Source organism: Ruegeria sp. HKCCA6837 (assembly GCF_013034475.1).
Classification (GTDB): Bacteria; Pseudomonadota; Alphaproteobacteria; order Rhodobacterales; family Rhodobacteraceae; genus Ruegeria.
Map to the genome: position 1 here is coordinate 95,468 of NZ_WQGD01000011.1, position 24,451 is coordinate 119,918.

The window sequence follows — 24,451 nt, forward strand, 5'->3', positions numbered from 1 at the left end:
CTTAATCTCCTCTTAGCGGTCGTAGGGCATGTAGCCCTTGACGATCTTGGCGTCGGGGGCGGACAGTGTGGTGGTGCCACGGGCGTCGCGGATGAATTTCTTGGTCCGCTTGATCATGCCGTGCCGCTTACCGGCCTGGCCTGCCATGACCTTACCGGTCGCAGTCACCTTGAAGCGCTTCTTGGCGCTCGACTTGGTCTTCATCTTAGGCATTTCCGTCTCCTTTTTCGGGTTCGGTTTCAAACGCGACTCGGCATGCCATCTCGGCCGGTCACGCGATCAGAAGCGCCATTTACGCAAGTTCCGTCATACTGGCAAGGGGGATTCGACCAGAATATGCGCTTTGTGCGCGGCTGGTCTGGCACCGGGGCGACATTGGCCGCCCCGGTGGATTGGATCAATGCTCGAACTTGCGGATTTCTCCGCTTTTCAACCGCTCAGCATAAGACGCCAGTTCCTGACGCACGACTTTCATCAGGAAGTAAAGCGCAAAGACGTTCACCACAGCCATCGCAAAGATCGCCGCGTCCGAGAAGTCGATGACCGGGCCAAGGTTGGCCGCTGCGCCAATGACCACGAAGACGCAGAAGATGACCTTGAACACCAGCTCTTTGGTGTGACCTTCGCCGAACAAATAGGTCCAGGCTTTGAGGCCGTAGTACGACCAGCTGATCATAGTCGAGAAGGCAAACAGAACCACGGCAATCGCCAGGATGAAGGGGAACCAGCTGAACGCGCTGCCGAAGGCGGCAGAGGTCAGGCTGACACCGGTGTTGCCATCAACGGTGGCGATGGCGCTACCCGCTTCGTTTAGCATGTAGTTGCCCGTCTCCGGATCAACGATCAGCTGCTGCGTGATGATGATCACCAGCGCCGTCATGGTACAAATCACAACCGTGTCGATGAACGGTTCCAGCAGTGAAACGAACCCTTCCGTGATCGGTTCCTTGGTCCGAACAGCCGAGTGGGCGATGGCAGCCGAGCCCACACCCGCTTCGTTCGAAAACGCAGCACGGCGGAAGCCCTGGATCAGCGCACCAACCATACCACCAGCGACGCCGAGACCAGTGAAAGCGCCCGCAAAGATCTGGCCAAAGGCCCAGCCGATCTGATCAGCGTGCATGATGATGATGACCAGCGCTGCCAGCACATACATCACGCCCATGAACGGTACGACCTTCTCAGTCACACGCGCGATCGACTTCAGACCACCTACGATTACTGCAAAGACGATGGCCGCAAAGACCAGACCAGTGATCCAACCGGGGTAATCCCCCACGATTCCTGCAATCTGCTGATGTGCCTGATTGGCCTGGAACATATTGCCCCCGCCCAGCGCGCCAAGAATACAGAAGATCGAGAACAGAACCGCGAGGATTTTACCACCGGGCAACCCAAGTTCAGCAAAGCCCTTGGACATATAGTACATCGGACCGCCCGAGACGGTGCCGTCCTCGTATTCGTTGCGGTATTTCACGCCCAGCGTACATTCGGTGAATTTCGACGCCATGCCCAACAGGCCCGCGACAATCATCCAGAACGTCGCTCCCGGCCCGCCGATTCCGATGGCAACCGCCACACCGGCAATATTACCAAGGCCAACCGTGCCGGACAGCGCCGTGGCCAGAGCCTGAAAGTGGCTAACCTCACCGGCGTCATTTGGATCGGAATAGTCGCCTTTGACAAGGCTGATCGAGTGTCCAAAGAAGCGGAACTGCACAAACGCAAAATAAAGCGTAAAGACAGTGGCCGCGATCACCAGCCAGCCGACGATCCACGGAAAACCGGTTCCCGGGAAGGGTGCAAAAATAAAGCTGACAAAGGGCCCGGTTGCATCTGCAAAGGCTTGATTGATCTTATCATCCAGGCCCGGCGCCTCTTGCGCCGAAGCTGCAGTGGCCATGAAGGCGGCAAGCGCCGCAAGGTACAGGTGTTGTAGCGTTTTCATTCTTCTGCCCACCTCAATTTACAACTGTAACCGGAACATCGGCATGCATCACAAGGTTCTGTGTTGAACTGCCGAAGATACGTTTCTTGATGCCGTCCGCTGAAGCCCGGCCCACAACAATCTGAGAGGCTTCGTTTTCAACGGTGATGGCGTTCAACGTTTCCGCCACATCGCCATGGCGCACAACGCCCTGCGCCGCGAAACCAGCTGCCTTGAGGGCATCAACGGCGGGCGTCACAATACGTGACGTCGCCAACTCGACCTCTTCCTCACGCCGCTTGTGGCGCTGTGCGTTTTCTTCCGGTGTCTGGAATGTATAAGGGGACCATTCAATCACATATGCGACCAGCAATTCACATGATCCGATCAGCTTTGCCAGGTCCGTGGCAAAGGCAATCGCGCGCTCACCGGTCTCTGTCCCGTCGAGTCCTATGACAATCTTTGTTGTCATCTTGTTCCTCCTTTTTTGTTGTTTGGTCCGGGGCCCGTGCCCCCGGCAGGGCAGCCGGAACTTGGAACTTTGGCTGAGAATGCCCTTAGGTCATTTATCAGGAAATTCTACCCACGAATGAAGACCATTGTGCCAAATTCGCCCGTAACGGTCAAATTTCGCTTATAAATCAAGTTTTTCACCCGTCACAAAACAGGAAAACGGCAGCTTAAACAGTAGCCGTTTCCTTAGTTCTGATGTCGGCTTGGGCCCGAACTACTCGGGATCGGTGCTGTAAATCAGGCGTTCGTCACAAGGGGCGACTCGTAGAATGTTGGTGGTGCCGGGAACATTAAACGGCACACCCGCCGTGACCACAATCTGATCTGCCTCGGATGCAAATCCACCAGCCCGCGCAGCGCGGGCTGCGTTCACCACAGCGCCCTTAAACCGTTGCAATTCAGGTGTCATCACACAGTTGCAGCCCCAGCTCAGACACAACCGCCGGGCGGTTCCCCGTTGCGAGGTCATGGCGATGATCGGCACGCCCGGACGTTCACGCGCCGTCAGCGAGGCTGTTGTGCCGCTTTGGGTGAAACAGCAGATGGCCTTGATGTCGGTCTTTTCCGCAATCTCGCGCGCGGCAGCGACGATACCATCGGCCACGGTGCTGCCCTTGGCCGTCCGGGATGCCGCGATGATCTGGGTGTAGGTCGGATCGGCCTCCACCTCGATGGCGACCTTATTCATGGTTTGCACAGCTTCGACCGGATAGGCCCCCGCCGCCGATTCCGCGCTAAGCATGATGGCGTCCGTGCCTTCATAGATCGCCGTCGCCACATCCGATACCTCGGCGCGGGTGGGCATAGGGCTTTCGATCATGCTTTCCAACATCTGGGTCGCCACAATGACCGGTTTGGCCGCGCCTCGACACCTACGGACCAGACGTTTCTGGATCGGCGGCACAGCAGAGACCGGCAGTTCCACGCCCAGATCACCCCGCGCCACCATGATCCCATCTGACGCATCGAGAATATCGTCAAACGCCTCAACCGCAGCGGGCTTTTCAATCTTTGACAGGATCGCAGCACGACCGTCAGCCAGAGACCGGGCCTCGAACACATCCTTGGCACGCTGTACGAAGCTCAGCGCCAGCCAGTCGACACCCAGCTGACAGACAAACTCCAGATCGTCCCGGTCCTTGGCCGACAACGCTGCCAGCGGCAGCACAACATCCGGGACATTCACGCCCTTTCGGTTTGAGATGGTGCCGCCAACTTCGACCGTGCAGTTGGCGAAATCCTGACCGCAGTCCTGAACCGTCAGGCGGATCTTGCCATCATTCACCAACAGGCGCGCACCCGGCTCAAGCGCCGCAAAAATCTCGGGGTGCGGCAGGCATACTCTGTTTATGTCTCCGGCGGCGGGATCAAGATCAAGGCGGAAGGCCGCGCCTTCCTCCAACTCTTCCGCCTCATTGGCAAAGACGCCAACGCGCAGCTTTGGCCCCTGAAGGTCAGCCAGAATGGCAATCGGGCTGTCCAGATCCTTTTCGACCTGCCGAATAATCTTGTGCCGCTCGCGGATCTCATCGTGGCTGCCGTGGCTCATGTTGAGTCGAAACACATCGGCCCCTGCCTCATGCAAAGCACGAATGGTGTCATAGTCACTCGACGCCGGTCCCAGCGTCGCCACGATTTTTACATTTCTCAGGCGTCGCATTGGTCTTGATCTCCTTACGTCGTCTTACTTGCTGATTAGGGTACAGCAAAATGTTACCGCAAACATCGGCTGAGTGCTTATTGCGCAATTCCCTTTTCAAAGCAACTGCCCTACACCTGCGACAAACTAGATGACAGGCTCATGACATACACCCCATTTTTCGTCCATGGCGCGGATCGCCCGTCGCGCTGGCTGATCACATGTGACCACGCGACCAATACCGTGCCGCCAGAAGTGAACGGAGGCGACCTTGGTTTGCCACGTGAAGATATGGAACGCCATATTGCTTATGATGTCGGGGCATACGAAGTCTCCAAACATCTGGGTGAGGTTTTGGATGCACCAGTGGTTGCCGCCAATTTCTCGCGCCTTGTCATTGACCCCAACCGTGGCGAGGACGACCCGACCCTGTTGATGAAGCTCTATGACGGTTCGATCATCCCCGGCAACCGCCACGCGGACGCCGCCGAGCGCGAACGGCGGCTGAACATGTGCTATCGCCCCTATCACGAGGCGCTGGCGCAGATGGCCGCCCTGCCCCACGCGGTGGTCGTTTCAATGCACTCCTTCACCCGCCAACTGCGCGGGCGTGAGCCACGCCCCTGGCACATCGGCGTCTTGCACACCCCAGACGAACGTTTTTCACGCCCCCTGATCGAGCGGCTTCAGGCCGAAGATGAACTGTGTGTCGGCGTCAATGAACCCTATACCGGTGTGCTGCCCGGAGATGCGATTGACAAGCACTGCACCGCTTTTGGCCGCCCCAACGCTCTGATCGAGTTGCGAAATGACCTGATCGGCGACCACGAGGGGCAGCGAGAATGGGCCGAACGGTTGGCGGTTGTCTTGCAGGACGCGCTGGAGTCCAGCGACCTTTGAAGACGCAGGTCGTGCACCTGCGATCCGCACTTCACGCTATTGTGATCGCACAGTCTGATCCCCATATAATGAACGAAAGGGGATCGTCGTGACACATGAGTTTCTGACAACGTTCTTCGGCTGGATGGCCGCCCTCAATATCGCGGTTCTTCTGTTCACCACTGTCATGGTCCTGATGCTGCAGGATTGGATTGCGGGCATTCACGGCAAGCTGTTTCAGATGGAGCACCCAGACGTGAAACGTGCGTATTTCAGGTATCTTGCCAACTATAAGATCCTGACCCTTATCTTTTGCATTGTGCCATGGTTGGCTTTGAAACTGATGTAGGTGGGGCAGCCCGCTTATTGTAACAAGTCTGCTGGATTGTTAGGTCAAGCACAGCACACCAAACCACCCGGAGCAGCCTTATGGACAAGCAAACCGAAATCGAACTTCAGGCCGCCGCGTTTCGTCGGTTGCAAAAACACCTGATGGAAGACCGCACCGACGTTCAGAATATCGACATGATGAATCTGGCCGGGTTCTGCCGCAATTGCCTGTCGCGCTGGTATCAGGAAGCCGCCAATGAAAAAGGCATCGAGATGGGCAAGGATGAAGCCCGCGAAGTGTTTTACGGCATGACCATGGATGAATGGAAAGCCAACTATCAGACCGATGCCAGCCCCGAAAAACAAGCAGCCTTCAAGGTCGCGTTTGAAGAGAATGTAACCAAAAAAGGCTAAGCCCAAAAATGAACAAGGCCCGCCAAATCGGCGGGCCTTTTCTTTAGATCGCCGCCTTGCGACTTTCATCCAGATAAATTTCGCGCAGACGTTTGGCAATCGGCCCCGGTGTGCCGTCGCCTAGCACGACTCCGTCAATCTCGACCACCGGCATGACAAAGGCGCTGGCCGAGGTTGTGAACGCCTCATCCGCTTCTTTGGCCTCATCAATGGTGAACAGACGCTCTTCGATTTCCATTTGCGCTTCGGCCGCCATGCGCAGCACAGCCTTACGTGTTATCCCATGCAGGATGTCGTTCGACAGCGGGCGGGTGACAATCTTGCCGCTCTTGACGAAATAGGCGTTGTTGCTGGTGCCTTCCGTCACGTATCCGTCTTCGATCAACCAGGCATCATCACAACCCGCTTTCTTGGCCATCATCTTGCCCATCGACGGATAGAGCAGCTGAACGGTTTTGATATCGCGACGGCCCCAGCGAATGTCGTCGATCGAGATGATTTTGGCGCCTTTCTTCGACGCCGGGCTGTCAGCCAAACCCGGCTTGTTCTGTGTAAACAGAACGAGGCTGGGCTTGGTATCTGCCGATGGGAACACAAAATCACGGTCGCCATCGCTGCCGCGCGACACCTGCAGATACACCAGGCCTTCTTCGATGCCATTTAATTCCACCAGCTTGCGGTGTATCTCAAGCAATTCGTCTTTGGTGCAAGGCTCGGCCATCTCCAACTCGTCCAGCGAGCGCTTCAGGCGAACCGCGTGGCCTTCGAAATCGATCAGCTTGCCGTCCAAAATGCTGGTGACTTCGTAAACCGCGTCTGCAAACAGAAAGCCACGGTCAAAGATCGACACCTTGGCTTCGGTCTCGGGCAGGTATTCGCCATTTACGTAAACGGTTCGGGTCATGTTTGTCTCCTCAGCCCCAGAGCGCGGACACCGAAGGGTGCACTCCGGCGTCGTCAAAAATCAGCGGGGTGTCGCGGTCTTCGGCCAACAGAAGCGGGCCGTCAAGGTCTGTCACCATCGCACCCTGCGCCAGCAGTGTCGCAGGAGCCATGGCAAGCGAGCTTCCGACCATGCAACCCACCATGATGTCATAGCCTTGGGCAATCGCGGCTTTGCGCAATTCCAGCGCCTCGGTCAGACCGCCGGTTTTGTCGAGCTTGATGTTGATGACATCATATTTGCCCTTCAGCTTAGGCAGGCTGTTGCGGTCATGGCAGGATTCGTCTGCACAGACCGGTACCGGACGATCCATTCCGATCAGCGCATCGTCGTCTCCGGCCGGCAGGGGCTGTTCAACCAGTGCCACTCCCAGACGCACCAGATGCGGGGCGAGGTCGGCATAAACCTCAGCCGACCAGCCTTCGTTCGCATCTACGATGATCTTGGATTTAGGCGCCCCTGCACGCACGGCTTCAAGCCGGGGCATGTCGTCAGGTGTACCCAGTTTGATCTTCAGCAACGGGCGATGCGCGTTATCGGCAGCCTGTGCCCGCATCGCTTCGGGCGTATCCAGCGACAACGTGTAGGCGGTAATCTCAGGCCCCGGAACCGGCAGACCTGCCAGTTCCCAAACCCGTTTACCGGCGCGTTTGCACTCCAAATCCCACAAGGCGCAATCCACGGCATTTCGCGCAGCGCCAGCGGGCAGCAAGTCCATCAGCGACTGTCGGGTAAATTCCGCAGGCAACCCTGCAATCTCGGCCTCAACAGACTCGAGCGTTTCGTCGTAGCGCGCATAGGGGACACATTCGCCCCAACCCTGATGGGTTCCATCTGATATGCGAACCGTCAGAACTTTTGCTTCGGTCCGCGACCCGCGCGAAATGGTAAACACCTGCGCCAGTCGAAACACATCGCGAGAGACCTCTATCTGCACGCAACCGCTCCTTCATTTCTTTTCTAATGCTCTTACCGGAGGCGGATGACCCCACCTCCGGCATGTTGTTCAGCTCACATCGCTGCCAGCGCGTCCACCAGCTTGCCGGACCCGAAGCGGAACGGGTCGGTTGCAGGCAAGCCCATGTCGGCTTCGATCTTGGCCAGATAGGCAACCGCGTCTTCTTCGGACATATGCTGGGTGTTAACCGAAACGCCGACAACCTGACAATCAGGGTTCGCCACTTTGGCCAGTGCCAGCGCGGTGTCGCGCAGGGTTTCCAGTGACGGTTGCTGATAGGTGGGCAGACCGCGCATGTGTTCGCGGGTCGGTTCGTGGCTCAGGATCAGGGCGTCTGGCTGGCCACCATGGATCAACGCCATTGTCACACCGGAATAGGACACGTGGAACAAAGAGCCCTGCCCTTCGATCAGGTCCCAGTGGTCCTCATCATTGTCGGGCGTCAGCCACTCGATTGAGCCCGCCATGAAGTCCGCAATGACCGCGTCAAGCGGCACACCATCGCCGGTGATCAGGATGCCAGTCTGACCGGTCGCCCGGAATGTCGACTTCATACCGCGCTTGCGCATTTCAGCATCGATCGCCATGGCCGTGTACATCTTGCCGACAGAACAGTCGGTACCCACAGCCAGGCAACGCTTACCCTTACGCTTGATCCCGTTGGCAATCGGGTATTCGATTTCGGGCACACGCACGTCGTGCAGCTTTTGACCAGTTGCTTCGGCTACGGCCACCAGATCGGGTTCGTCGCGCAACAGATTGTGCAGGCCAGAGGCAAGGTCAAATCCTTCCTCAAGCGCCATAACCAGAACCTTCTTCCATTCTTGGCTGATAACGCCGCCACGGTTGGCCACGCCAATAACCAGCGTCTTGGCGCCGGCTTCTTTCGCCTCGGTCAAGGTCATATCTGCCAGGCCCAGATCAGCCTTGCAGCCGTCCATGCGATACTGGCCGACGGCGTTTTCTGGACGCCAGTCCTTGATGCCCACAGCCACTTTGGCCGCCAATTGGTCGGGCGCATCGCCCAAAAACAGCAGGTACGGTGTCTCGATCATTGCGGTCACTCCTTTGATTCCGGCTTAAGCTAGAGAAACGGCAAAACGAGCGTTTCGCGTTTTGATCCGCTTGATACGACTAAGGCGCGATATTCTTGCACAAGTTTACTTTGATGCGCAAAAATATTCGAAGTTTTCAAAATGATTAAACTTTAATCACCTTTTCGCAGCTATCCAATACCTCCATTCTGCAGCCGCATTGCCGCAGATGCATAATCGCCCTTGCGCCGCGCCGCGCAATTTAATACCTCATTGAGCAGGAAAATCGCAATTTCATTACTCGCACGAGGTCTCGATGAGCTTTCGCATCCAACCTGCCGCACCGGCACGCCCCAACCGTTGTCAGCTGTTTGGCCCCGGGTCGAACACCAAACTGTTCCCTAAGATGGCAGCGTCGGCTGCGGATGTGATCAACCTGGATCTAGAGGACTCGGTTGCGCCTTCGGACAAGGATGCGGCACGCGCCAACGTCATTGAGGCGCTGAACACAGTCGACTGGGGTACCAAATACATGTCCGTCCGGATCAACGGGCTGGACACGCCCTACTGGTACCGTGACGTTGTCGACGTGTTGGAGCAGGCAGGCGACCGTCTGGATCAGATCATGATCCCCAAAGTCGGATGTGCGGCGGATGTCTATGCGGTCGATGCGCTGGTCACAGCGATCGAGCGCGCCAAGGGCCGTACCAAACAAATCAGCTTCGAGGTTATCATCGAGTCTTCTGCTGGTATCGCGCATGTTGAAGAAATTGCAGCCTCATCCCCCCGCCTGCAGGCCATGAGCCTTGGGGCCGCCGATTTCGCAGCCTCGATGGGAATGCAGACCACCGGCATCGGCGGCACGCAGGAAAACTACTATATGCTGCGTGAAGGCGAGAAACACTGGTCTGATCCATGGCACTGGGCGCAAGCTGCCATCGTGGCCGCCTGCCGCACCCATGGCGTGTTGCCGGTGGATGGGCCTTTCGGCGATTTCAGCGATGACGAAGGCTATATCGCGCAGGCTAAACGTTCAGCGACTTTGGGTATGGTTGGGAAATGGGCGATCCATCCCAAGCAGATCGCATTGGCCAATCAGGTCTTCACCCCATCTGACGAAGCCGTTTCCGAGGCCCGCGAAATTCTTGCCGCGATGGAACAGGCCAAGGCAAATGGCGAAGGCGCGACTGTCTATAAGGGGCGCTTGGTCGACATCGCCTCAATCAAGCAGGCGGAAGTCATTGTGGCGCAGGCCGAACTGATCGCGGCAGGCAGTTAAGTCAAAATTGGGCGCTCAATCGAGCGCCCAATTTTGTTGTTTCAACGACCAAAAACCTCGTTCGGTGTCCATGTGAAGCGTTCACCCTTCTTTCCTGACTTCATCATCAGGCACGATGTTCCCAGTTTTTGGAAATAGACGATCTTCAATGGATACCAGCCCGCTTTGGGCACTTCTACTTCGGTGCGTTGATTGGCTTCACAGCCCTGAATGCTTGTAACACGGCCAATCTGCTGGCCACCAACCCAAGCCTCGATCCCGTCATTTGACCAAGTTTCCAACTCATAAACCCCCGGCGAGTCGAACCGCATATACCCCGTCACCTCGGCGGCAACATTGTAAGCTTGGTCGAAGGTCATGACGTCCTCGCCCTTGCTGGTGTCCCTGTAATCCAACCCACGCAACGGCTTTCCCGGTTTCGCCTGAGAAAGCAAGCTTTTGGCCTGGCTCAGATCGCGAATCTTTTTGTGTTGGTTGCCAGTACCATAGTATTTCACATTCAGCCCCGCTTTCGGAGCAGGTTGCGGGCTGGCAGGTTGCAGTTTCAGCGGGGCAGTCAAAGCAGCCCCGGCAACAAGCGACATGGCTACTGCGGTCGCCACTGTTCGAACGAGTTTCATCGTAATCTCCCTGTTTGCGCGCCGTTTTGGCTGGGCCTATCCCCTGGCAACGTCATTACCATGACACTAGGCTGTGAATTTTTACCCTGCAAGAGAGTGAAACTTCACAATTTCAAGGGTTATGCCCTCAAATCCTTGGGTGATCCCATAACCACATACGACGTGATCGACGTAACATGAGGCAGTGTTCCCAACACCTCGGTATGAAAAGTCTTGTAGGAGGGCAGGTCGGCGCATTCGACCCGAAGTAGGTATTCGATAGTGCCAGTGATGTTGTGGCATTCGACAACCTCGGGGGCTTGTTGCAAGGCGCGTTCAAACCCCTCCTGCGCGGCTTTTGTGTGTTCACCCAAGCCAACACCGATGTAAGCAACAAAGCCCACACCCATGGCGGCAGGGTCCAGAACGGCGCGATAGCCGGTGATCACCCCAGCCTTTTCAAGCTCTTGAACACGACGCAAGCAAGCCGAGGGAGACAGGCCGATCCGTTCCGCCAGTTCCAGATTGCTGATGCGCCCGTCGCGCGTTAGTTCACGCAATATCTGACGGTTAATTTGATCATTCTTCATCATAAGTTGTGTAATTACCGGAAACACGCACAAATAAGCAATTTCATTTTCATGAGCTCGATCAATACTACGCGCTATGACCTATGACATCCTTATGGCCCTGATCGTCTTTGCCTTTGTGACCTCGATCACGCCGGGACCCAACAATCTGATGCTGATGGCATCTGGCGCGAACTTCGGTTTTCGACGCTCGATCCCGCATATGCTGGGCATTGGCCTGGGGTTCACGGTCATGGTGCTGCTGGTTGGTGCAGGGTTGGTGCAGGTGTTCGACAGATACCCTATCAGCCACACCGCGTTGAAAATCGTTTCAGTCGTCTATCTTCTGTATCTGGCGTGGAAGATTGCCCATGCCGCGCCAGCCAAGGGATCAGAGGCGTCGGGCATCCCGATGACATTTCTGCAAGCTGCCGCCTTTCAATGGGTGAACCCCAAGGCCTGGGCCATGGCCCTGACGGCCACGACTGCATACGCCCCCAATCAGACGTTGCACGCGATCCTGCTGGTGGCCCTTGTCTTTGGCGCGGTCAATCTGCCCTCGGTCAGCACCTGGACGGTCCTTGGTCAGCAGATGGCACGCCTGCTGACAAATCCGCGCAGGCTGGTTGCTTTCAACTGGACGATGGCCGCGCTGCTTATTGCCTCGCTCTACCCTGTGCTTTGGCCACACTGAGTGATGATGACAAGCATTGGCACTTAGGCTATTCCGCATGGCATCTGACACGCGACGCGGCATGCAAGAAAGGTACCCCTGATGGCCAACCCACTTTACGATGGTTTGTTCGGCGTTCACGCAGGAAAAGACACAACTTTTTTGTATTTGCCTGATGGTAAAACCCTCAGCTATCAAGCGTTTTTGCACACCGCGGCTCAGATCGCCCATGTGACCGTTAAGCTGGGCCTGAAACCCGGTGATCGTGTCGCCGCACAGATTGAAAAATCACCCGAGGCGCTGGCGCTTTTTGCGGCCTGCGCGCAAGCGGGCCTTGTGTTTCTGCCGCTCAACACCGCCTATACTGCGGACGAGCTGACCTATTTCATCGAAAACAGCGGTGCGTCGCTAGTTGTTTGTGACAGCGGCGCCCTAGACAACCTTTCGCCTATTGCAGCCCGACTTGACGCACAGATCGAAACCCTGAACGCCGATGGCTCGGGTTCTCTTTTAGATCAGACAGCAGGGCTGCCCGCGCATTTCGAAACCGTTGACCGGGACGAAGAGGATTTGGCCGCCTTCCTCTATACCTCTGGCACCACCGGTCGATCCAAAGGCGCGATGCTGTCCCAGAACAACTTGCTATCCAACGCACAGACATTGGTTGACGAGTGGCGCTTTACTTCTGACGACGTGCTGCTGCACGCCTTACCGATCTTTCACACACATGGGCTGTTTGTGGCGACCAACGTCATGTTGGCGGTAGGTGGCAGCATGATCTGGCTGCCCAAATTCGATCTGGACCAGATCATCGACTGGATGCCGCGCGCCACGTCGATGATGGGCGTTCCAACTTTCTACACCCGCCTGCTGGGAGACACGCGTTTCACCAAGGACCTGTCGGCCCATATGCGGTTGTTCGTGTCCGGCTCGGCGCCTTTGCTGGCAGACACCCATGTGCAGTTCGAGGATCGTACCGGCCACCGTATCCTGGAACGCTATGGCATGACCGAAACCAATATGAACACGTCAAACCCCTATGACGGCGAACGGCGCGCAGGAACCGTTGGCTTCCCGTTGCCCGGGGTCGAGCTCAAGGTCTGCGACACCGATGGCAACACCCTTCCGCAAGGAGAAATCGGTGTCCTAGAGGTACGCGGCCCCAACGTCTTCAAGGGCTATTGGCAGATGCCCGAGAAGACCGCTGCGGAACTGCGCTCAGATGGATTCTTTATCACCGGTGATCTGGGCCGTGTTGATGAGGACGGATACGTTCACATCGTTGGCCGCAACAAAGACCTGATCATCTCGGGCGGGTACAACATTTACCCCAAAGAGATCGAACTGGTTTTGGACGACCAACCCGGTGTGCTGGAAAGCGCGGTGATCGGTGTGCCGCACCCGGACTTCGGCGAAACCGTCCTGGGCGTGATCGTGGCCGAGCCCGGTGCGAGCCCCGATTTGGATCAGATACAGACCTCAGTGTGCAAAAGCCTGGCCCGGTTTAAGCATCCCCGCGAACTGATCCTGATGGACGAACTGCCCCGCAACACCATGGGCAAAGTTCAGAAAAACATCCTGCGTGATCAGTACAAGGACATGTTCACAAACGCCTAAGGCCGAGCGTCTTTACACCCTGCCTTGGGATTTCCATCCAAGGATGCTGAGGCAGGCAAACAAAACTGCCGCCACACAGACAATCGATGGTCCCGCAGGGGTGTCAAAAACATAAGCCGCTCTCAGCCCAGCAACGGCTGAAAACGCGCCGATCCCGGCGGCAATCAGGGCCATGGACTCGGGTGAACGCGCCAAGTTGCGGGACGCTGCGGCCGGAATGATCAGCATGGCCGCAATCAGCAGAACGCCCACAACCTTGATCGCCACCGCCACGGTGACAGCTAGGGACAGTGTCAGGATCAACTGCTCTCGCTTAGGATCAAAGCCACTGGCATAAGCCAGTTCTTCGTTCAGAGTGGCCGTCAACAGCTGCGACCAGCGCCAGGTGATCAGCGCGACAACCAACGCCGCACCGCCCCAGATCACGATGAGGTCCGAGCGCGATACGGCCAGAATATCCCCGAACAGGTAAGCCATAAGATCAATGCGTACACCGGACAGGAATGAAACGGCGACCAAGCCAAACGCCAGGGCAGAATGCGCCAGGACTCCCAAAAGCGTATCCATCGCATAGCCACGACCAGCCAAAAGGGTCACAGTCAGCGCCATCATCAGTGCCACGGCCAGCGCACCAGTGAAGATTGACATTTGAAAGGTCAGAGACAGCGCCACACCCAGAATTGCGGCATGTGCGGTTGCATCTCCGAAATACGCCATGCGCCGCCACACGACGAAACACCCAAGAGGGGCCGCTGCAAATGCCACACCAACACCGGCGAGCGTCGCGCGGGTCATAAAATCATCAAGCATTATTCCGCCGCTTCTTTAGGGGGGTGGTCATGATCATGTTCATGATCGTGATGGTGGTCATGCTCATGGCGATACAGCGCCAACGCCCCACCGGTGCCTGTACCAAACAACGCACGGTATTCCGGCGCCGACGCAACAACCGCCGGAGAGCCTTCGCAACAGACATGCCCGTTGAGGCATATCACCCTGTCCGAGGCGCTCATGACCACGTGCAATTCATGGCTGATCATCAGGATGGCACATCCGGTTTCACGGCGCACCGCCTCAATCTGCTGATAGAAGCTGGCTGACCCGCGTTGGTCCAGACCCTGGGTCGCCTCGTCCAGCAACAGAATGTCCGGACGGTTGATCAACGCCCGCGCCAGCAGCACCCTTTGGAACTGTCCACCGGACAACTGCGACATCTGGCGGTGCAAAAGATCCGGCACGCCCGCAGTTTCGAGCGCCAAACCGCATTGCGTGCGAGACACGCGGTCGGTCAGGCGCATGAACCGTTCAACGGAAATGGGCAATGTCGGGTCGACATGCAATTTCTGCGGCACATATCCGATTTTCAACCCTGGCTTCAGGGACACTTGCCCAGAAGACGGACGCGTCGCACCGATAATGGCACGCAGCAAGCTGGTTTTTCCCGATCCGTTGGGACCAACGATGGTGACGATTTCACCCGGTTCGACGGCCATGTCCACACGACTCAGCACGGTATGCGCGCCATAGCGCACGCTGAGGTTCTCAACAGTGATAAGGGCCATCTTTACGCCTTTTCGGTGCAGTCAGGGCAGAGACCTTCGGCTTCTACAACCGTTCGTTCGATCTCGAAACCCGCTGCGCGCGCTGCAGCACCCAGAACACCCTTGGCGGGGGCTGATTGCGCTTCGGCCACTGCATCACACTTTCTACAGATCATGAACGCCGGAGAATGCGACTGCCCCGGGTGCGAGCACGCCACAAACGCATTCAAACGCTCAATCTTGTGGACAAATCCGTTCTGCACCAGAAAATCCAACGCGCGATAGGCAACGGGCGGCTGTGAACCAAATCCTTCGGCGCGCAACCGATCCAGAATTGCGTAAGCCCCAAGCGCACGGTGTTCTTGCAGCAGCATCTCAAGCACCTTGCGGCGCACTGGTGTAAGACGCAGCCCTTCGGTGCTGCATCGAGCTTCGACCGAGGCCAAGGCCGTTTCGACGCAGGTTTGATGGTCATGTTCCTGAAACCCTACCGGAGCCGAGTCCTTGACCGGCGCAGGGCGCGCATCACTTGTCATGTTATTTCATATCATGTATTGCCACTCGCAACGTTATAAAATCACACAGAGGGTCTGATGTCCAGAAAGCTTCTTCCATTGTCGATCACGGCTGCATTGATGGGTGGAACAGCCCTTGCGGACGCGCCAAACGTTGCGGTTGATATTGCACCAATCCATTCGCTGGTCGCCCGCGTCATGGACGGTGTCGGAACCCCGGACCTGATCGTTGCGCCGGGTGCATCACCACATGAATACAACCTTCGCCCTTCCGAGGCCGCAGCGCTGCAGGAAGCCGATCTGGTGTTCTGGATGGGCGAAGATCTGACGCCATGGATGGAGAATGCCATCGATACGCTGGCTGAAGGCGCAACCGTTACATCCATGCTGGAGGTCGACGGTACTGTTCTTCTTGAATTCCGCGAAAACGCTTTGTTCGAAGCGCATGATCACGGCGACGAAGATGACCACGACGACCACGCCGAAGACAAGGATCACGACGATCACGACCATGACGATCACGCCAAAGAAGATGGGCACGATCATGATCACGAAGAACATGCGGACCACGATGGGCATGACGATCACAACCACGAAGATCACGCCAAGGATGACCATGATGATCACGACGACCAGGGCCACGAAGGGCACGCCCATGGCGACCATGATCCACATGCCTGGCTTTCACCGGCAAACGCAGAAACCTGGCTGAATGTTATCGCGGCGCAGCTGTCTGCGGCTGACCCTGAAAATGCTGGCACCTATTTTGCAAACGCCGCAGCTGCGCGCGAGGAAATGGCTGCGCTGTCCGCTGAGGTGGCCGAAACGCTGGACCCTGTTCGGGGCGGCAGCTTCATCGTGTTCCACGACGCCTATCAGTATTTTGAAGACGCCTTCGACTTCCCCGCCTCTGGTGCAATCTCACTCAGCGATGCGTCCGACCCCAGCCCAGCGCGTATTGCCGAGATTCAGGGGCGTATCCGCGATGAAGGTATCGACTGCGTTTTGGCAGAACCCCAGTTCGATCCGGGGATCGTTGAAAGCGTTATGGGTGGCGTCGAGGCCAAAACCAGCGTGATGGACCCCCTTGGATCCGATCTTCAGCCAGGCGCGGATCTTTATCCAAACGTCATTCGCAACCTTGCGAAATCCTTGGCCGAGTGCCTTTGACTCTATTGCTACAGCCCGACCATGGTCGGGCTGCTTGCAGCCCGGGGTAATGCGTTCAACGAGTGGTCCTGTTACGTGACTGCTTCGCCCCGGGCGCTCAGCTTTGCGGGTCCACTTCTGGTACGAAATCGACCCATTTCTTCATCTGCGGTAGGCTGAAACCTGTTCAACCGCGCATCACAGAAAACCCGCGATCTTGTCGAGTGTCGCGCGACTTACAGCGACCCCCGACTGCCGAGATGACAGGCGCTTGGTACGGCGGCCGTCTCCGGGCAGATGCGCAGCCTCCTGCGCACGGATCGCCCCGACCAGTTCGGCAACACCGGTCTCAAACGCACACGACGCCGTTGTCGTGGGATCAATCGCAATGAAGAATTGACCTGTCTTCGGCGGGCCGCCCACAGTTCCGGAAAACGGGGACGCATTGATGCCCAAACTGGCCCCCGTCAGCGCCGCGGCCATGAGCTCTACCATGAGGGCGACGCCGACGCCTTTATATCCACCTGACGGTGCCATAGAGCCCTTCAGACCAACTTCAGGATCGGTTGTTGGGTTGCCATCCGCATCCAACGCCCACCCAACCGGGATTGGTTTGCCTTCGCGCGCATGTTTCATCACTTCGCTTTTGGCTATGGTACTGGCGCTCTGATCGATCAGCAGGGCGGGTTCGCCATCGGGGCCGGGCGCGGCAATGGAAAACGGATTGGTGCCAACCACAGGCTTCGATCCACCGGAAGGCGCGATCGAAGCGGGGGCGTTGGTGAATCCCAGCCCCACTAGCCCGGCCTGGGCCAGCCGATAGGTGTGGTAGCCCAAAACGCCACAGTTATAGCTGTTTTTTATGGCCAGCACCGCGACGCCCTGTTCTCGGGCCGCCGGGATCAGGGCCTCGAACCCTGTGTCAATGGCCGAATGCGCAAAGCCGGTTGCGGCGTCAACCGCCACGACACCGGGTTTGGGGCGTGATAGAACGGGAACCGCTAAACCATCGACCTTGCCGCATTGCACATGCTCGCAATAGATCGGGATATAGGCGAGCCCGTGACTTGCAACGCCATCGGCTTCGGTTGCCGCTGTGGCCTGCGCCAGCGGGCGGGCATTTTCTTCGGATGTGCCAGCCGCAACGAGCGCACGGAAAGACAGGTCTTCGATCTCAGCAAGGGTCAGGGTTTGTGTATCGGTCACTTTGGCGTCTCTTCAATCATTGTCAGAAAGCCCGGACCCTGCACCCAGCAGGCGGGATTCCTCGGTTGCGGGGGCATAGGTGCGGTGGGCATAGCGGTTCAGCATGTCCCAATCCTGCGGGTCAGGATAGGCGCGCGTCTCTTGTTCACGTGTTGCGGTCGGTGCACCGCCTCGGGAAACCACGACCGTGTGGGCCGTTTTTGGCAAACTGTCCGGGGCCATGAGCCAATCCTCGCCCACGACATTCTGAACCGTGTCGATCTCAATCGTCAGCGCTTCGTTCAATATACGCGCGGCGTGGCGCGCAAACGGCAGCATCAAGGCGGGCACTGCGACGTTCCGCATCTCGATTGGACTCGTTTTCAGCAAGTGGGCCGCATCAGACAACAAAGGCCCCGCAGACAAGGGGCACAACGCCTCTTCGCCCTGCCAGAGACGATCAATCTGCCCAGGGCGATGCGTCGCCGGGTCCGAAGCCAGCCCCCGCTCCAACAACGAGGACAAAATCCCGGCCCCATCCAGCCCCTGCGCGCACAGCCAGCGGGCCGCCTTCGACGCCTCCTCGGCCTGGCCCCAGGAATAGCCCGCGCCACGGGTGGCCCGTTTTGCGGTTGCTTCCATCTCGTTGAGCGAAAAATTCATGTTGGTTCCTGCGGGTAGACCCAAAGATCCGCGTTTTCAGAAATCAGCTCCTCCGGGTACGGCGCACCGGAATACATGCAGATTCGCACCCATCGATCCGAACGGGGGTCAAAATGGGTTGCTCCAAAGAAAGACAGCTTTGCCCGCAGCATGTCGATAGGCAGCACCTTTGACCCAATCGTGTTATCCCGGATTTCACCATAGGGTGCGGATTGGGTCATTTGTACGCGCCGGATCGTGTGGCGATGTTCCGGGTGACGCAACAGAAATTCGGCCACGGGCTTGGTGTCTTCCCACCCGCCCAGCGCGTCATAGGCAGCCGCTGCATCCCGCGCCGGGGCCAGAGGTTGTTCATAGTCAGAAATGGGTTCATCAAACCGTTCCCCCATGCGGGGTTCCAGCTTTTCTTCAGAAACATACCACGCTCGCGCACAATTCTCGCGGACGTCCCAATCCAGATCCAAAGCCCAGGCATATGTTTCCCGGATCAGATCACGAACTGTCCCGATGGACATGGTTCCATCAATCACAAACGCCTGCGAACGGGTGTCTGCCATGCACGAGGCCAGCCCGTCCACCAAATCGCCATAAGGCTCCAGGATCAGCGACGCCAGCAACTCCTGACCTTCCTCGCTCAACGCGGTTTCTGACCAGTCCACCAGTCGATTCCACGGTCGATCTGCGGTCAAATTATCTTGGCGCAGATACTCGGAGATCAACAACAGGTCAGCCTTCAATGCCTCGAGCTTTTTGACCTGTATCGGATGTTCAGACCGCCACCACGAAACCGACAGTCGGCTGCGTTCGAAAACATCGCGGAACCGCGCGATCTCGGCGTCGCTGGCCACGTCCACAGACCGAACCCGCGCAATCGCTTCTTCCCGTACCATGATCCAGTTGTTGAACAGAACCGGGTGGTTGACGATAAACGGCGCCATGCCAAGCCCGGTAGAGTTACCAATCCCCAGCCAGCGGGCAATCTCGGGGTCCAAAGTTGCAGCCTGATCGCCGCCTTGGACGTTCGCCATGTGTTGCACCAGATCCCGCACAAATGCCCGGGTCAGAAAGACCGAGAGCATTTCAACCTGAAACGGGGCCTGCGTCTCGGGTCGGTCGGCAACTTTTTCCCGATCCGCCGCGCCAAATTTACCCGAGCCATACACGGCAGTTGTCCGCATCAGGTAGCCGACCTGATAGATCTGCTCTACATCCGGCTGCTGGCCTGCGGCCAAGGATTTCACAACATGGTCCCAAAGGCGGACCGAGCGATTGGCACGAGACAAGGACAGCTCGCTCTCGCTCACCCGCCCGGCCTCTTGCAGGGGTACGTTTCGGGAAAGGCGGTCAATGTCGGCCTCGGTCGGGAAGCCGTCGAACAAAGCAAAGGTGGCATCCCACGCTTCGGCAATCACACGATCCGAGCGTTGCTCCGGCGGCAAGTCATGAGCAAAGGCCACCAGTGAATATGTCCGATCCGGCCCTTGAGCGGTATAGACCGCCCGACCAACACCATTGGCGTCAATGTCGAAGACAGGCCGAGTGAACGACCAGTTTTCCCGCGCCATCCTGCGGGTCAATTGCCGCATGAAACTCAGGCGACACTGATGCAAAGAACCCAACCGCGACAGCCGCATAACTGTGGCCGGGTCTCGTCTTTCGATCGGTGTCTGCGTCAGTTTTTCCATTCATCTACCCTTGAGGCCCGAAGTTTTCGGCAAAGAACCTGTACCAGTTTTCACCCATGATACCGGCCACTTCTTCATCGTTCAGACCGGTCGCCAGCAACCCGGCTTCGATGTTTCCAAAGTCCCGATTGTCCTGAAACCAGGACGGCATCGGGGGGAATCCGGGGTTACTTGCCGACCCCTCGCCATAGTCGATCTGCTTAGACCAACGCCCAACCCGCATCCATTCGACAACGCTGTCGGGCTGATCCTGGCACAGATCCGTACCGATCCCGAGATGTTCCGCTCCGTATTTCTCAGCCGTCCGCGCTATCATCTCGCAGAAGCTTTCAAGAGTGCAGTCCGACTTGTCCTTCAGGTGATGAGGATAGACCGAAAACCCCAACATCCCACCGTTTTCAGTCACCGCACGGATCACTTCGTCTCGTTTGTTGCGCAGGGCCGGGGCCCAATCAAACGGGTTAGCGTGAGTGATCGCAATCGGACGCTCGGACAGCTCGGCCGCCTCGATCGTGGACCGGTCGGCTGAATGGCTCATGTCAACGACAAGCCCAACGCGGTTCATCTCTTTGATCACCTGACGCCCCATGCGGGTGATCCCGGTGTCTTCGGCCTCGTAGCAGCCTGTCGCCAACAGCGATTGGTTGTTGTAGGTCAGCTGCATAAATCGCGCGCCCAGTGTATGCACGATTTCGACCAAGCCGATGTCGTCTTCGATGGGCGATGGGTTCTGAAACCCAAAGAAAACTGCTGTGCGCCCGGTTTCCCGTGCTGTATCAATGTCGCTGGCCCATTGACCCTTCATGATCAGGTCCGGGTATTGTTCGAACCAGCGGTTCCACTTTTCAAAGTTCAGAACGGTTTCACGGAAATTTTCATGATAGGCGATGGTGACGTGGATCGCGTCCACGCCCCCTTCGCGTAATTGCCGAAAGATCTTTTCGGACCAGTTGGCGTATTGCAGCCCATCGATCCGCATCAGATCGGCTTTCCGGCGCTGATATATGCAGTTTTGACCGTCGTGTAGAATTCGGCCGCCGCCTTGCCCTGTTCACGTGGGCCATAAGAGCTGTCACCACGCCCGCCAAAGGGTACATGATAATCCGTGCCCGCTGTGGGCAGGTTCACCGTCACAACCCCGGTGCGCGCATTGCGCCGGAAATGTGTGGCGCGGGCCAGATTTTGCGTGACGATGCCCGAGGTCAGACCGAAATTGGTATCGTTGACCGTGGCCAAGGCCTCATCATAGCTGTCGACCTTGATGACCGAGGTCAGCGGCGCGAACATCTCTTCCCGGTTGATGCGCATGTCGTTGGTGGTGTTCAGGAACACGCCGGGGCTCATGTAATACCCATCATGCGGCATGTCCAAACGCTGCCCGCCGCAGGCCAGTTCAGCGCCTTCGGATTTACCCAGATCAACATAGGCCAGGTTCTCGGCCAGTTGCTGCGCGCTGACGACAGGGCCCATCTGAGTCCCCTCTTCCAGCGCGTGACCGACTTTCATCGCCTGAGCACCCGATACCAGTTTCTCGACAAACGCGTCATGCACAGCGGCATGAACCACCAGCCGCGATGAGGCGGTACATTTCTGACCGGTTCCTCCAAACGCGCCGCCCAATGCCAGCGAAACGGCTAGGTCGAGATCGGCGTCGTCCATCACGGCCAGCGCATTTTTCGATCCCATCTCCATCTGAACCTTGGTCAGGTTCTGGATGGCCGCTGCTGCAATGCCCTTGCCCACCGGCACCGATCCGGTGAACGAGATGGCGTTGACCTTCGGGCTTTCCACCAGCCGTTGCCCAATGGACCGACCCGAGCCCATGACAAGACTGAACAGGCCCTTGGGAATATCCTGACGGTTGATGATCTCGGTCAGGGCCACGGCAGAGGCAGGCGTGATGTTGGCCGGTTTCCAGACTACCGCATTGCCATAGCAGAGCGCCGGGGCAATCTTCCAAGAAGCTGTCGCGGTGGGGAAGTTCCACGGGCTGATAACGGCGACCACGCCAACCGCCTCGCGGCGCACGTCAATCTCGATATCAGGACGTACGGAATCTGCGTTCTCACCGATCTGACGCAGGCATTCAGCTGCGTAATATGTGAAGAACTGACCGGCGCGATAGACCTCGCCCCTCCCTTCTGCAAAGGGTTTACCTTCTTCGCGGCTGAGCAAGGTGCCCAGTTCTTCGGCACGGGCCATCAGCTCGTTGCCGATGTTCATCAGCACCGCCTGCTTGCGTTCGAGCCCGTAGGCCGCCCATTCGGCTTGCGCGACACGCGCTTGGTCCAGAGTCACGTCAAGCTGATCCGCACTGGCTTGTGCGAAATGGCCAACAAGGTCGCTCAGGTCTGAAGGATTGCGGTTTTCGATCTCGCTTTCGCCGGCAAGCCATTCGCCAGCAATCAGGTTCAGGTTGGTCACGGTTCGCCCCAAAAATAATAGAAGTTGGGGCATAATGGACTTCTCACACAATATCAGTCAAATTCAATATAATTGACCAAACTTCAGGAATTTTGAAATTTGACACTAAAAATCGAAATGCTGCGTTGTTTTTGCACGGTCGCGCAAACGGGCAACTTGTCGGAAGCAGCCGACCGGTTGGGGCGCACACAATCTGCTGTCTCGATGACTTTGAAACAACTTGAGGACCACTTGGGAAAAAAGCTGTTTGTTGGCGAGCGTAAGAACCACCTATCTGCATTGGGCGAGCAAGTGTTTGAGTTGTCTCTTAAACAAGTCCGCCAGTTTGACCAAACGGTGCAGTCGATCGAAGCTGCTGCTCATGCCGCCAATGGATTGATCCGAATTGCGTCCGTCCCTTCGGTCGCCGCGTTGGTGTTCCCGTCCGTGCTCGAACACATGACACACCGTTTCCCAGGCGTGAAAGTCGAACTAATGGACGCTGATACGCGACAGGTTTTGGATGCGCTTGCCGAGGGCAAAGCTGATATTGGCATAGCGTCAGGCTTTCACCCCGTTAAAGGGGTTAAAGCGCACCTCTTTTTCGAAGATCAGTTCGGTCTTGTCTGCGCCGCTGATCATCCGTTCAACAAAAAGGCGGTTCCGCCCAGTGTAAATGATGTGGTCACACCTTCATTTGTGCGAAACGCCTTGTGCGACCTCATCGAGACGCCTGAGTTCGTTAAGGCGGTTGAAGAGGCGAATGTCACCATTCACAATACGCAGTCCCTGATAACAATGGTGGGAACGGGCAAGTGGGTCACCATCCTTCCCCAAACCGTTGCTCGTATTATCCCTGAAAGCATGGCCTTTCGCACATTGTCCGATCTACCCGACAGGCGACAGGTCTATTTGTATGTGAAGGAAAGGCCTCGGTTTAAAGCCTTGGCAGATGAATGCAGCGCATTCATTCTTGCCAGCAACCTGACCTGAGGCCCCCCTTTCAATCGCAGCATCTGTTAGCGGTTGTCCCGACCTGCCTCCTGCAAAATCCAATCCCGAAAAGCCCTGAGTTGCGGCTGTTTTATCGCGTCAGATGGGTAAACAAGATGGTAGGATCTGGAAGGTGCAAAGTCTTTGGCAAACGGCCGTATCAACTGGCCGGATTGTAATTCAGCCTCGATCAACGGCAGTAACCCAAGGGAAACACCCTGTCCCGACAACACCGCTCGGAGCAGAACACTCGAATCGTCTATAATCACACCGGGAAGGTGGTCGCCGGTTTCCACCCCGTGTGCATCGAACCACTCCAGCCAGTCGACTTGATCCTTCCAGTGCAACAGAGGTAGGCGCAACAAGTTTGCAGGTTCGGTAGGATGGCCCCCCTCTGCGATCAGAGATGGGCTGATGACGGGCGACGTTGGGAAACGCAGCAGCGCCTCTGACGTCAATCCCGGCCAATCTCCGTCCCCCCAGGCCAGCATCATATCGGTCTGACCATCCGAAAACTCCACACCACCCGGGGAATACTGAAGATGCAGGCCTGTTTCCGGGAAACGTTGCCAAAAGCTGAACAGGCGGCGGGACAACCATTGCGACCCGATCAGCGCGCCGACGCCAACCGTTATTGACGATCTATTAGCGGTCTGGCGCGCGTCCTGCACGGCCCGGTCAAGCCGCGCGAACACCGCCTCGCACGCTTCGGAAAACTGCTGCCCTGCTTCGTTCAAAGCAACCGACTGCGCATGGCGTTCAAACAGGGGGCAGCCCAGATGAGCCTCGAGCGATTTGATCTGTGAACTCACGGCTGTGGGCGTCACACCAAGTTCAGTTGCGGCGCGTTTAAAGTTTCCATACCGCGCGGCAATCCAAAAGACACGAACTGCCCCGAGCGGTGGAACGTCACTGCCGCTTTGCCTCATGAGACCAACTTTAA

General features: G+C 57.3%; 26 protein-coding genes. 8 read left to right on the forward strand and 18 right to left on the reverse strand.

The features are described from left to right. Window positions 1-12: 12 nt before the first annotated feature. The 4 genes from rpmI to pyk all read right to left on the reverse strand — a co-directional run bounded on the left by rpmI (window position 13) and on the right by pyk (window position 4,100). Window positions 13-213, reverse strand: a complete 201-nt coding sequence (gene rpmI, locus GOV91_RS15780) for a 50S ribosomal protein L35 (RefSeq protein WP_005981143.1) — start codon at window positions 211-213, stop codon at window positions 13-15. Between the two features lie 184 nt (window positions 214-397). Further along, on the reverse strand, window positions 398-1,948 hold the full coding sequence (locus tag GOV91_RS15785) for a sodium:alanine symporter family protein (protein ID WP_171236210.1): 1,551 nt from the start codon (window positions 1,946-1,948) through the stop codon (window positions 398-400). A gap of 13 nt (window positions 1,949-1,961) precedes the next feature. Continuing rightward, complete coding sequence (locus tag GOV91_RS15790) at window positions 1,962-2,399, reverse strand: universal stress protein (protein ID WP_171180921.1); 438 nt, start codon at window positions 2,397-2,399, stop codon at window positions 1,962-1,964. 255 nt (window positions 2,400-2,654) lie between these two features. Next, complete coding sequence (pyk, locus tag GOV91_RS15795) at window positions 2,655-4,100, reverse strand: pyruvate kinase (protein WP_171180923.1); 1,446 nt, start codon at window positions 4,098-4,100, stop codon at window positions 2,655-2,657. Between the two features lie 141 nt (window positions 4,101-4,241). Here pyk and GOV91_RS15800 point away from each other — a divergent pair, with 141 nt between their 5' ends. From GOV91_RS15800 to GOV91_RS15810, 3 genes are all read left to right on the forward strand, one after another. Continuing rightward, the gene (locus GOV91_RS15800) at window positions 4,242-4,979 is read left to right on the forward strand and encodes an N-formylglutamate amidohydrolase (RefSeq protein WP_171236211.1); all 738 of its coding nucleotides are present in this window, start codon (window positions 4,242-4,244) and stop codon (window positions 4,977-4,979) included. An 88-nt stretch (window positions 4,980-5,067) separates the two neighbouring features. Beyond that, window positions 5,068-5,307: a DUF6868 family protein gene (locus GOV91_RS15805; RefSeq protein WP_171180927.1), complete on the forward strand. Its 240-nt coding sequence runs from the start codon at window positions 5,068-5,070 to the stop codon at window positions 5,305-5,307. Window positions 5,308-5,387: 80 nt separating this feature from the next. After that, the gene (locus GOV91_RS15810) at window positions 5,388-5,702 is read left to right on the forward strand and encodes a DUF1244 domain-containing protein (RefSeq protein ID WP_170469595.1); all 315 of its coding nucleotides are present in this window, start codon (window positions 5,388-5,390) and stop codon (window positions 5,700-5,702) included. 43 nt (window positions 5,703-5,745) lie between these two features. Here the strand turns inward: GOV91_RS15810 and GOV91_RS15815 are convergent, their stop codons facing one another. The 3 genes from GOV91_RS15815 to dgcN form a co-directional block, all read right to left on the reverse strand. Further along, on the reverse strand, window positions 5,746-6,606 hold the full coding sequence (locus GOV91_RS15815; RefSeq protein ID WP_171236212.1) for a D-amino-acid transaminase: 861 nt from the start codon (window positions 6,604-6,606) through the stop codon (window positions 5,746-5,748). A 10-nt stretch (window positions 6,607-6,616) separates the two neighbouring features. Then, window positions 6,617-7,582, reverse strand: coding sequence for an N-acetyl-D-Glu racemase DgcA (dgcA, locus tag GOV91_RS15820; protein WP_171236213.1), 966 nt, complete (start codon window positions 7,580-7,582; stop codon window positions 6,617-6,619). A 74-nt stretch (window positions 7,583-7,656) separates the two neighbouring features. Next, window positions 7,657-8,658: an N-acetyltransferase DgcN gene (gene dgcN, locus GOV91_RS15825; RefSeq protein ID WP_171236214.1), complete on the reverse strand. Its 1,002-nt coding sequence runs from the start codon at window positions 8,656-8,658 to the stop codon at window positions 7,657-7,659. Window positions 8,659-8,953: 295 nt separating this feature from the next. Between dgcN and GOV91_RS15830 the strand changes: the two genes are divergently transcribed. Beyond that, window positions 8,954-9,916: an L-malyl-CoA/beta-methylmalyl-CoA lyase gene (locus GOV91_RS15830; RefSeq protein WP_171180934.1), complete on the forward strand. Its 963-nt coding sequence runs from the start codon at window positions 8,954-8,956 to the stop codon at window positions 9,914-9,916. A 41-nt stretch (window positions 9,917-9,957) separates the two neighbouring features. On the opposite strand, the gene GOV91_RS15835 is transcribed toward GOV91_RS15830, so the two are convergent. Together GOV91_RS15835 and GOV91_RS15840 are read right to left on the reverse strand one after the other, a co-directional pair. Further along, window positions 9,958-10,536, reverse strand: a complete 579-nt coding sequence (locus GOV91_RS15835) for a PA14 domain-containing protein (protein ID WP_171180936.1) — start codon at window positions 10,534-10,536, stop codon at window positions 9,958-9,960. Window positions 10,537-10,655: 119 nt separating this feature from the next. Then, complete coding sequence (locus GOV91_RS15840; RefSeq protein ID WP_171180938.1) at window positions 10,656-11,108, reverse strand: Lrp/AsnC family transcriptional regulator; 453 nt, start codon at window positions 11,106-11,108, stop codon at window positions 10,656-10,658. Between the two features lie 73 nt (window positions 11,109-11,181). Between GOV91_RS15840 and GOV91_RS15845 the strand changes: the two genes are divergently transcribed. Then, window positions 11,182-11,778: a LysE family translocator gene (locus GOV91_RS15845; protein WP_171180940.1), complete on the forward strand. Its 597-nt coding sequence runs from the start codon at window positions 11,182-11,184 to the stop codon at window positions 11,776-11,778. An 81-nt stretch (window positions 11,779-11,859) separates the two neighbouring features. Further along, the gene (locus tag GOV91_RS15850) at window positions 11,860-13,374 is read left to right on the forward strand and encodes a malonyl-CoA synthase (protein ID WP_171180942.1); all 1,515 of its coding nucleotides are present in this window, start codon (window positions 11,860-11,862) and stop codon (window positions 13,372-13,374) included. Between the two features lie 12 nt (window positions 13,375-13,386). Here the strand turns inward: GOV91_RS15850 and GOV91_RS15855 are convergent, their stop codons facing one another. Genes GOV91_RS15855 through GOV91_RS15865 form a run of 3 tightly spaced genes read right to left on the reverse strand, consistent with a single transcriptional unit; the run spans window position 13,387 to window position 15,451 of the window. Continuing rightward, window positions 13,387-14,184, reverse strand: coding sequence for an iron chelate uptake ABC transporter family permease subunit (locus GOV91_RS15855; RefSeq protein ID WP_171180944.1), 798 nt, complete (start codon window positions 14,182-14,184; stop codon window positions 13,387-13,389). Beyond that, on the reverse strand, window positions 14,184-14,936 hold the full coding sequence (locus GOV91_RS15860) for a metal ABC transporter ATP-binding protein (protein WP_171180946.1): 753 nt from the start codon (window positions 14,934-14,936) through the stop codon (window positions 14,184-14,186). The genes GOV91_RS15855 and GOV91_RS15860 overlap by 1 nt, the downstream gene beginning before the upstream one ends. A 2-nt stretch (window positions 14,937-14,938) precedes the next feature. Continuing rightward, the gene (locus tag GOV91_RS15865; RefSeq protein WP_171236215.1) at window positions 14,939-15,451 is read right to left on the reverse strand and encodes a Fur family transcriptional regulator; all 513 of its coding nucleotides are present in this window, start codon (window positions 15,449-15,451) and stop codon (window positions 14,939-14,941) included. A 57-nt stretch (window positions 15,452-15,508) separates the two neighbouring features. On the opposite strand from GOV91_RS15865, the gene GOV91_RS15870 reads away from it, so the two are divergent. After that, entirely contained in the window at window positions 15,509-16,600 is a 1,092-nt protein-coding gene (locus GOV91_RS15870) for a zinc ABC transporter substrate-binding protein (protein ID WP_171236216.1), read from the forward strand. A 177-nt stretch (window positions 16,601-16,777) separates the two neighbouring features. Here the strand turns inward: GOV91_RS15870 and GOV91_RS15875 are convergent, their stop codons facing one another. The 5 genes from GOV91_RS15875 to GOV91_RS15895 are packed head-to-tail and all read right to left on the reverse strand — an operon-like array spanning window position 16,778 to window position 22,569. Next, entirely contained in the window at window positions 16,778-17,785 is a 1,008-nt protein-coding gene (locus GOV91_RS15875) for an Ldh family oxidoreductase (protein WP_171236217.1), read from the reverse strand. A 12-nt stretch (window positions 17,786-17,797) separates the two neighbouring features. Continuing rightward, window positions 17,798-18,427, reverse strand: a complete 630-nt coding sequence (locus tag GOV91_RS15880) for a DUF3726 domain-containing protein (protein WP_171236218.1) — start codon at window positions 18,425-18,427, stop codon at window positions 17,798-17,800. Further along, a complete protein-coding gene (locus GOV91_RS15885) occupies window positions 18,424-20,112 on the reverse strand; it encodes a hypothetical protein (RefSeq protein WP_171236219.1) in 1,689 nt (562 codons plus the stop codon). The genes GOV91_RS15880 and GOV91_RS15885 overlap by 4 nt, the downstream gene beginning before the upstream one ends. A 4-nt stretch (window positions 20,113-20,116) precedes the next feature. Continuing rightward, a complete protein-coding gene (locus tag GOV91_RS15890) occupies window positions 20,117-21,091 on the reverse strand; it encodes a membrane dipeptidase (protein ID WP_254440695.1) in 975 nt (324 codons plus the stop codon). Beyond that, window positions 21,091-22,569: an aldehyde dehydrogenase family protein gene (locus GOV91_RS15895; RefSeq protein WP_171236220.1), complete on the reverse strand. Its 1,479-nt coding sequence runs from the start codon at window positions 22,567-22,569 to the stop codon at window positions 21,091-21,093. The genes GOV91_RS15890 and GOV91_RS15895 overlap by 1 nt, the downstream gene beginning before the upstream one ends. A gap of 66 nt (window positions 22,570-22,635) precedes the next feature. On the opposite strand from GOV91_RS15895, the gene GOV91_RS15900 reads away from it, so the two are divergent. Continuing rightward, window positions 22,636-23,508, forward strand: coding sequence for a LysR family transcriptional regulator (locus GOV91_RS15900; protein ID WP_171236221.1), 873 nt, complete (start codon window positions 22,636-22,638; stop codon window positions 23,506-23,508). A 26-nt stretch (window positions 23,509-23,534) separates the two neighbouring features. Here GOV91_RS15900 and GOV91_RS15905 read toward each other — a convergent pair whose 3' ends face one another. Further along, window positions 23,535-24,437, reverse strand: a complete 903-nt coding sequence (locus GOV91_RS15905) for a LysR substrate-binding domain-containing protein (RefSeq protein WP_171236222.1) — start codon at window positions 24,435-24,437, stop codon at window positions 23,535-23,537. Between the last annotated feature and the right edge of the window lie 14 nt (window positions 24,438-24,451).